The 7324-nt window shown below is 66.6% G+C and carries 5 protein-coding genes; 1 reads left to right on the top strand and 4 read right to left on the bottom strand.

All coding sequences use genetic code 11. The features are described from left to right. Positions 1-97 precede the first annotated feature (97 nt). Complete coding sequence (locus tag BLQ73_RS18180; RefSeq protein ID WP_093171674.1) at positions 98-1078, top strand: IS30 family transposase; 981 nt, start codon at positions 98-100, stop codon at positions 1076-1078. A gap of 362 nt (positions 1079-1440) precedes the next feature. Here BLQ73_RS18180 and BLQ73_RS18175 read toward each other — a convergent pair whose 3' ends face one another. The 4 genes from BLQ73_RS18175 to BLQ73_RS18165 form a co-directional block, all read right to left on the bottom strand. After that, entirely contained in the window at positions 1441-2082 is a 642-nt protein-coding gene (locus BLQ73_RS18175) for a DsbA family oxidoreductase (protein ID WP_093171661.1), read from the bottom strand. Continuing rightward, positions 2079-2228, bottom strand: a complete 150-nt coding sequence (locus BLQ73_RS32510) for a hypothetical protein (protein WP_176955528.1) — start codon at positions 2226-2228, stop codon at positions 2079-2081. The genes BLQ73_RS18175 and BLQ73_RS32510 overlap by 4 nt, the downstream gene beginning before the upstream one ends. 267 nt (positions 2229-2495) lie before the next feature. Then, positions 2496-5054, bottom strand: coding sequence for a glycosyl hydrolase family 18 protein (locus tag BLQ73_RS18170; RefSeq protein WP_093171660.1), 2559 nt, complete (start codon positions 5052-5054; stop codon positions 2496-2498). Between the two features lie 237 nt (positions 5055-5291). Then, positions 5292-7214: a multicopper oxidase family protein gene (locus BLQ73_RS18165; protein WP_245691170.1), complete on the bottom strand. Its 1923-nt coding sequence runs from the start codon at positions 7212-7214 to the stop codon at positions 5292-5294. Positions 7215-7324: the final 110 nt, after the last annotated feature.

The following is a 7324-nucleotide window of genomic DNA, read 5'->3' as shown; positions in this document are numbered from 1 at the left end:
CCTGCCCTCAACCGGTCGTAGCAATCGAGGTTCTCCTGGTGTAGCCCTATTCGGCGTGTGATCGTCGGGGGGAGATTCCGTGGGGGCGGTGCGCCAGATGCTGACAATGCAGGATCGGGAGGAGATATCACGTGGTATCGCCGAGAACCTGACCGGGAAGGAGATAGCGGCACGGATCGGGCGATGCCCGAGCGTGATCTCACGGGAGATCTCCCGTCACGGCGGCAGGCGGAGATACCGCGCCACCCGTGCGGAACAGGCGGCCGGCCGGGCCAGGCGACGCCCGAAACCCCGCAGGCTCGACGCCGATCCGGTGCTGCGGCTCATCGTCACCGGCCTGCTCGAACGGGGCTGGTCTCCGGAGGCCATCGCGTACCGCTTGCCGATCGACCACCCCTGCCGCCAGGCTGTACGCGTGTCGCACGAGGCCGTCTACTCCTGGATCTACGCGCTGCCGGTCGGCGTCATGCGGGCCGAGGGCATCGCCCTGCGCTCCGGCCGCACCCGCCGCAGGCCCGCCCGCGGCCGGGTTCCCCGCGCGCCGCGGATCACCGGGATGCGGTTCATCGACGAGCGGCCCGCCGACGCCGCCGGCCGGGCCGTCCCCGGGCATTGGGAAGGGGATCTCGTGGTCGGCCGCAACTGCGCCTCGGCCGTGTCCACGCTGGTCGAGCGCACTTCCCGGTATCTGATCCTCGTGCCGTTGGCATCCCGGGACTCGGCGACGGTCACCGCGTCGGTGGCCGAGCGGATCAAGGGGCTGCCCGCGGCGTTGCGCCGGACCCTGACCTGGGACTGCGGGGCGGAGATGGCCCGTCACGCCGCTCTTTCGGTCGCCGCGGATATCGAGGTGTACTTCGCCCATCCGCATTCCCCTTGGGAGCGCGGGACGAACGAGAACACGAACCGGTGGCTTCGTGAGTATTTCCCCAAAGGGACCACGATCACCAGCGACCCGGGGTATCTCCAGGCCGTCGCCGACGAGCTCAACGACCGTCCGCGGCGTATCCTGGGATGGCGTAAGCCGAATGAAGTGTTCGCCGAGCTACTGACCAGCGGAATTGCTTCCACCAGTTGAGGGCAGGGGCTCGTCGGGAGCAGTCGCTCGACCTGACGGTTGCGTGTGAGCGGTGCCGTGACCGTGTGAGCCGGATCTACCCGCTGTTGCGTGGGCTGGACGGAGGGCCGCAAGCCGCAACTCCGACAGTGGTTTCGTTGATTGCCGTGGCCTCGTTATGGCCGGGGCTATGGCCCTGCCTCCTGTACTTGCGGATCACGAGGCCACGGTGTGGATGCGGTAAGCGTGCCGACGGCTGATAGAACGCGGCGCATGCCGTACGCGCCCCAGTCGGCCGCCATCAGCCTGGGCAAGGGGCCCCGCGTTTGAACCGTACGGCTGCCCTGGCCTGGGCCGTTGGACCCAGGCCGGTGGGCTGATCGCTAGTTGCCGGTGGTGTCGGCGTGGGCGCGGTTGAGGGCTTGGAGGAAGACCTCTACGGGTTGGGCGCCGGAGATGCCGTAGCGGCGGTCGATGACGAAGAAGGGGACTCCGTTGGCGCCGAGGGATTGGGCGGCTTGGATGTCGGCTTCGACGTCGGACTTGTAGGCGTCGCTTTCGAGGACTCGGGTGGAGTCGGCTTCGGGGACGCCGGCTTCGGCGAGGGCTCGGATGAGGGTGGGTTTGTTGGAGAGGTCTTCGCCTTGGACGAAGTAGGCCTTCAGGAGGCGTTCCCAGGCGGCGGTTTCGACGCCGGTCTCCTTGGCGAGGTGGAGGAGGCGGTGGGCGTCGAAGGTGTTGACGGTGAGGGCGCGGTCGAAGTCGATTTTGAGGTCTTCTTCGGCGCCGATGGCGGTGACGCGGTCGAGCATGTTGCGGACTGCGGCGTCGCCGCCGAATTTGCGGCCGAGGGCTTCGTAGACGGGTTCGGAGATGCCCGTGGGGTAGGTGGGGTCGAGCTGGTAGCTGCGCCATTCGACTTGGACGTCGTCGGCGTGTTCGAACTGTTCCAGGGCGCGTTCCATGCGGCGCTTGCCGATGTAGCACCAGGGGCAGACGACGTCGGACCAGACCTCGAGTTTCATGAGCGTGCTCCTTCGCGGCTGGGCGTGGTGTCGGGGATCGCGCAGCTTCCGTCTACGCAGACTGCGGCGTCGTTGTCGCCGAGCAGGGTGAGCGCGCCGGTGTCCGCGGGCTCGACCGGCGTGCCGGTTTCAGGTCGTTCTGCCATGTGAGGGTTTAACTTCCTGACCTTGCCGGTTATTTCAGCGAATGAAGCTATCTGGGTGGGATGAGGAGAGGCCGCTCCTCCCGGGTGTTGGGTGGAGCGGCCTCTGGGGTTCATGGGTTCTGTGAGGTGGCGGTTCGTGCCTGGTGGTCGGCGGACAGTACGGCTATCGGCACGGTGGGCGATGGCCGTACGGCCAGGGGGCCGGGCCGTACGGCCATAGGCGCGGTTGGCCATGGCCGTACGGCTGGCGTTGCTATAGGGGGCGGGTTAGCGGAGGGCGTTGTCGAGGGCGGTGGTCAGGCTGCCGTTGTCGCCGGACATTTCCCAGATCATGGCGCCCAGGAGGTTCTTGCTGCGTAGCCAGGCGGCTTTCTGCTGGATGGACCAGGCGTCGTCGAAGGTCCACCATTGGCCGCCGTTGCCGGTGTAGCAGTAGGTGGCTACGGCGACGGTGTCGTGGCGTACGGTGCAGCCGGGGACGCCGGCGATGAGGTTGGTGTAGCCGCGGTTGCCGGCTTCTTCTGCGAATTGGCCGGTGGCTGCGCCGTTGGCGGCCTGCCATTCGCCGAATTTGCCGCCGTCGGCGACGCCTTGCCAGCCGCGGCCGTAGTAGGCGAGGCCGATGGTGAGTTTGCGGGGTTTGACGCCGGCCTGGAGGTAGACGTCGACGGCGCTTTCGACGCTGAACTTGAAGGGGTAGGGGTCGTCGGGGTCGTTGTGGAGGTTGGCCTGGTGGCCGGTGCGGTTGGGCTCCCAGGAGTTGTCGCTGCCGGAACCGTGGAAGTCGTAGCCCTGGATGTTGAAGATGTCGAGGCTCTTGGCGACTTCGGGGAGGTCCCAGCCGGCGGCGATTTTGACGGGGTCGGCGGGGGTGAAGGCGGTGAGTTCGTAACGCTTGCCGGTCTGCTGGGTGAGGGCGTCGAGCTGCTTGCGGAACTCGGCGATGAGCGCGGTGTTGTTGGCCTTGTCGTTGGGGGTGATGTGGTTGCCGGGGTGGCCTTCGGCGCCGGGCCATTCCCAGTCGAGGTCGATGCCGTCGAAGACTCCCGCGGCTGTGCCGGGGCCGCCGGAGGCGTTCACGACAGGAAGGTTGCCCTTGATGTAGATGTCGATGCAGGAGCTGACAAACTTCTTGCGGGCGGCGTCGGTGGCGGCCACGTCGGCGAAGTATTTGGAGAAGGTCCAGCCGCCGAGCGAGATCAGCACTTTAAGGTGCGGGTGTTTCGCTTTGAGTTTGAGGATCTGGTTGTAGTTTCCGCGGAGTTTCTCCCAGCCGGTGTCGGCGATGCCGTCGACGGACTGGCCGGCGCTCATGGGTCGGCCGTAGTCGGCTTCGGCGTCACCCGCGCCGTCGCCTTGGTTCGGGTCTTGCGGGTTGGGTGAGGTACCCTTGGTGACGCCTTGGAGGCAGGTCAGGTTGACGGGGTCGATGTTGCCGAAGGCGTAGTTGATGTGAGTGAGTTTGGAAGCTACGCCGGTCGTGTCTAGGTTTCGAACGAAGTACTGCCTGCCGTAGATGCCCCATTGGACGAAGTAGCCCACGCGGGCGTAGCCGTTGCCGATGATGTCGGTTGTGCTGGCGTTGACGGCGTTGCTGGCTCCGGAGACGTTGTCGTACAGGTCTCGGGCTTTGATGGTGAAGACGTAGTCGGTGGAGGGGGAAAGGCCGCTCACGGTCGTGGAGGTGCCTTCGACCGTCTTCACGAGGTTGGTCCCGAGGTAGATGTCGTATCCGGCGATGCCGGTGTTGTCGGTGGAGGCATTCCAGGCGAGGGAGACGCTCGTCGAGTTCGAGCCGGTCACGCGGAGGTTGGTGGGCGTGGTCGGCGGCGTGGGGTCGTCGGCGGGGTTACTCGTGGTGACGGTCACGGGGGCGCTTGGCGGGGAGTAGGTGCCCTTACGGTCTTTGGCCTTGACGGTGAAGGTGTAGGCGGTGTTGGGGGTGAGGCCGGTGATGGTCGCGGTGGTGGCGGGCACCTCGGCGGCGAGGGTGCTGCCCTGGTGGACTTCGTAGCCCACGATGGGGAGGTCGCCGGGGGTGGCGGCGTCCCACTGGAGGGTGACGGTCTTGGTGGTCTTCACGGTGACGCGCGGGGTGTTGGGCTGGCCCGGCGGCCTGTCGGCTGATCCGTCGCATTTGACGTCGTTGACGCGGCAGTCAGTGGGTTCGACGGATGTGCTGAGCGTGAAGCTCGGGCTGTAGGGCTCCGTGGAGCGGCCCGCGGCGATGGTGGTGTTGTAGTGGACCGGGGTGAGGGTCACCGTACGGCCGGTCTGGCTCAGAGTGGCGTTCTGGGCGTTGCTCGCCTTGGTCCCGGTGGGCAGTTCGAAGGTGACGGACCACCCGTTGAGGGGGGCGTTGGTGTTGTTGTTGATCACGTACTTGCCCTGGGTGCCGCTGCCGGTGTAGGTCGCGGTGACGGGGGCGGGAGGTGGCGGTTCGGGGCCGCTGCCGTCGCAGTTGGCGCCGTTGATCGTGCAGCTTGTGGGCTGGGCCGCGGCGCTGAGGGTGAAGGTCGGGCTGAAGGGTTCGGTGTTGCCGTTGGCGCGGACGGTGTCGATGTAGTACAGGGGCGTCAGCCGTACCTTGGTCCCGTTTTGCTGGAGGGTGGCGTTGTGGGGGTTGCTGACGGTGACTCCGGTGGGCAGGTCGAAGACGATCGACCAGCCGGTGACTGCGGTGGCGTTGGGGTTGGTGACCACGAATTTGCCCTGGGTGCCGGTCAGGGTGAAGGCCGCGGTCAGGCGGTTGGCGGCGTTGGCTGGGGCCGCTAACGAGGCGGTCACCACTGCGAGAACCAACAGCACGATGGCGGATCGGCGCATGCTGGTGGACCCTTTCTGTAAAGAAAGTTTCCTAACAGGTGAGCGGATCGTAAACCTGGCTACAGTGCCCGACAAGGCCCAAACTTCATTAAGGCGCTATATAACCCCCGCCTAAGGACACAGCTAATTTCCGTCACCCAATCAAGGATTTTTCCGCCCCACCAACCTGGACCGCCGGCGCGGCCCTACCAACCTGGACCACCGGTGGGGGAAGGGAGATACGAGTGGAGATCGGTGTTACGGGCCGATTCGGTACGGGCGCATCATTTCGTTGTCCTCGTGTTCGAGCATGTGGCAGTGCCACACGAAGAGCCCCGCCCGGTCGAATGTGGCCTTGATCCGGGTGATCTGCTGTGGATAGGCGATCACCGTGTCCTTGAACCCGCTCTCCCAAGGTTCGGGAGGGCGGGCTGTGCCGCGGAAGGGTTGGCGGTTGATGACCTGGAAGAAGACTTCGTGGATGTGGATCGGGTGGGCGTCGGCCGTGAAGTTGTGGATCTCCCAGACTTCGGTGGAGCCGACCGCAGGGTTCTCCGTGATCGGATCGGACCACATTCTCGCCTTGGGACCGCCGTGAACCGTCCCGAGGAGCACAGATGTCGGCCCGACACCGTGGAGGACGGCCGAGTCCTCCTCGATCAGCGCCACCTCGCGGGTGGTCGAGGCGGGGCCCAGCGGGGTGAAGGGGGGCAGCGTAAGTTGGTCGGCGGGCACGGTGAGGTCCTTCGCGGCAAGCGGCTTCAGTACGAACTTCATGACCTGCCCGGTGGTCGCGGGGTCGGCGGGCGGAGTGTCGGGGCGACCTTGGAAGGGGCTGTCCGGGCCCTCGTTGATGAGGTAGAGCTCGGTGTCGTCCGGTATGCCGGTGAAATCGACGAGCACGTCGGCGCGTTCAGCGGGGGCGAGCAGCACGTGGTCGAGCCGGACGGGGGCGGGCAGGAACCCGCCCTCCGAACCGATCTGCCAGAACGGGAGGGCGGCGGCGACAGGCCGCCGCGCCTGCGGCCGGGTGACGATCTTGAGGTTGAGGAAGCGGGCGTTGCACGCGTTGAGCAGCCGGAACCGGTATCTGCGCGGCTCTACGCGCAGATAGGGCCAGGTGCGGCCGTTGACCGTCATCGCGGCCCCGAAGAACTCGGGGTTCCAGATGGGAGGCACGTCGCTGGCGGGGATGTACGGCCCCGCGAACTTGTCAAACTGTTCCCGGCTTTCCGGGTAGAAGACCGAGCCGTCGACAGCGAAGGATCTGTCCTGGATGGCGATCGGGATTTCGTAGTACACGGTGCTCTGGGGATCTCCGGCAGCGGGAGCCGGCCCCGGCAGGACGTAGGCTGGTAGATCATCGGGTCCGCCCCGCAGCAGGTAGAAGCCGACGAGACCGGCGTAAACGCTCAACCGGGTGATCCCCAGGGCGTGATCGTGGAACCACATCGTGGTGGGCCGCTGGCGGTTGCCGTAGTAGAACTCCGCCGCCCCGGGGCTCCACACGGTGCCGTGCCGGTGGGTGTAGGCGGCGGCGAAGTCCGCGTACTTCGACCCCTCGCTCGCATATCCCGAAGGGATGTTTCTGGCCGCCGGGAGATACCACGCCGTCGGGTAGCCGTCGCTGTAGTCGGCGTTGTGACCTCCGTGCAGATGCGTAATGATCGGCACCGGGCCCTGGTAGCGGCGGGGGGTGGTGGCGAAGGTCGGCCGGGAGTCACGCCCGGTCCGCCCGCCGGGCGGGTTGGCCCAGTGCACTGTCGGGTCCACGGGCAGCAGGTGGGGCAGATACCGTCCGTCGCGGTCGATCAGCTCGTTGACCCATGCGACCTGCACGGGACGGTCCACCCTCGCCTCCAGTGTGCAGGCCGGGCTGTTGAAGAGGCTGTGGTGCGCCGGGGGGCCGTAGCCCCACACGGTCGTGGCGGGACTGCCAGGGGGAAGGACCTGACGGCGGATCTGCCGCGCTCCGATCACATAGCGGTCCGCGGGTCCCCGTCCCGAGGAGGTGGGGGGCATCGCCGGCGGGATCGGCAACGGTACGACATATTTGGCGATCTCCGCATGGTTCAGCATGCCCGGGCGGGCCGGCATCTCCACCGCCACCGGGGGCGATCGGAGCAGGAGCACACCGCCCGCCCCGGCCTGGAGGAACCGCCGCCGAGAGATCGCGCTCATTCCTGAGGTCTATCCAGGAGAGCGTTGGGCTCCCCGTACAAAAAGCCCATTTCTCAATAGATACGGATATCTCATTCGGCCAGAGCGGGGGTCCAGCATGTTCTTGCCAC

Origin of the sequence: Sinosporangium album (genome assembly GCF_900100605.1) — a bacterium.
Classification (GTDB): domain Bacteria; phylum Actinomycetota; class Actinomycetes; order Streptosporangiales; family Streptosporangiaceae; genus Sinosporangium; species Sinosporangium album.
The sequence above is the reverse complement of the archived record's forward strand: the minus strand, read 5'-3'. Positions and strand labels throughout refer to the sequence as shown.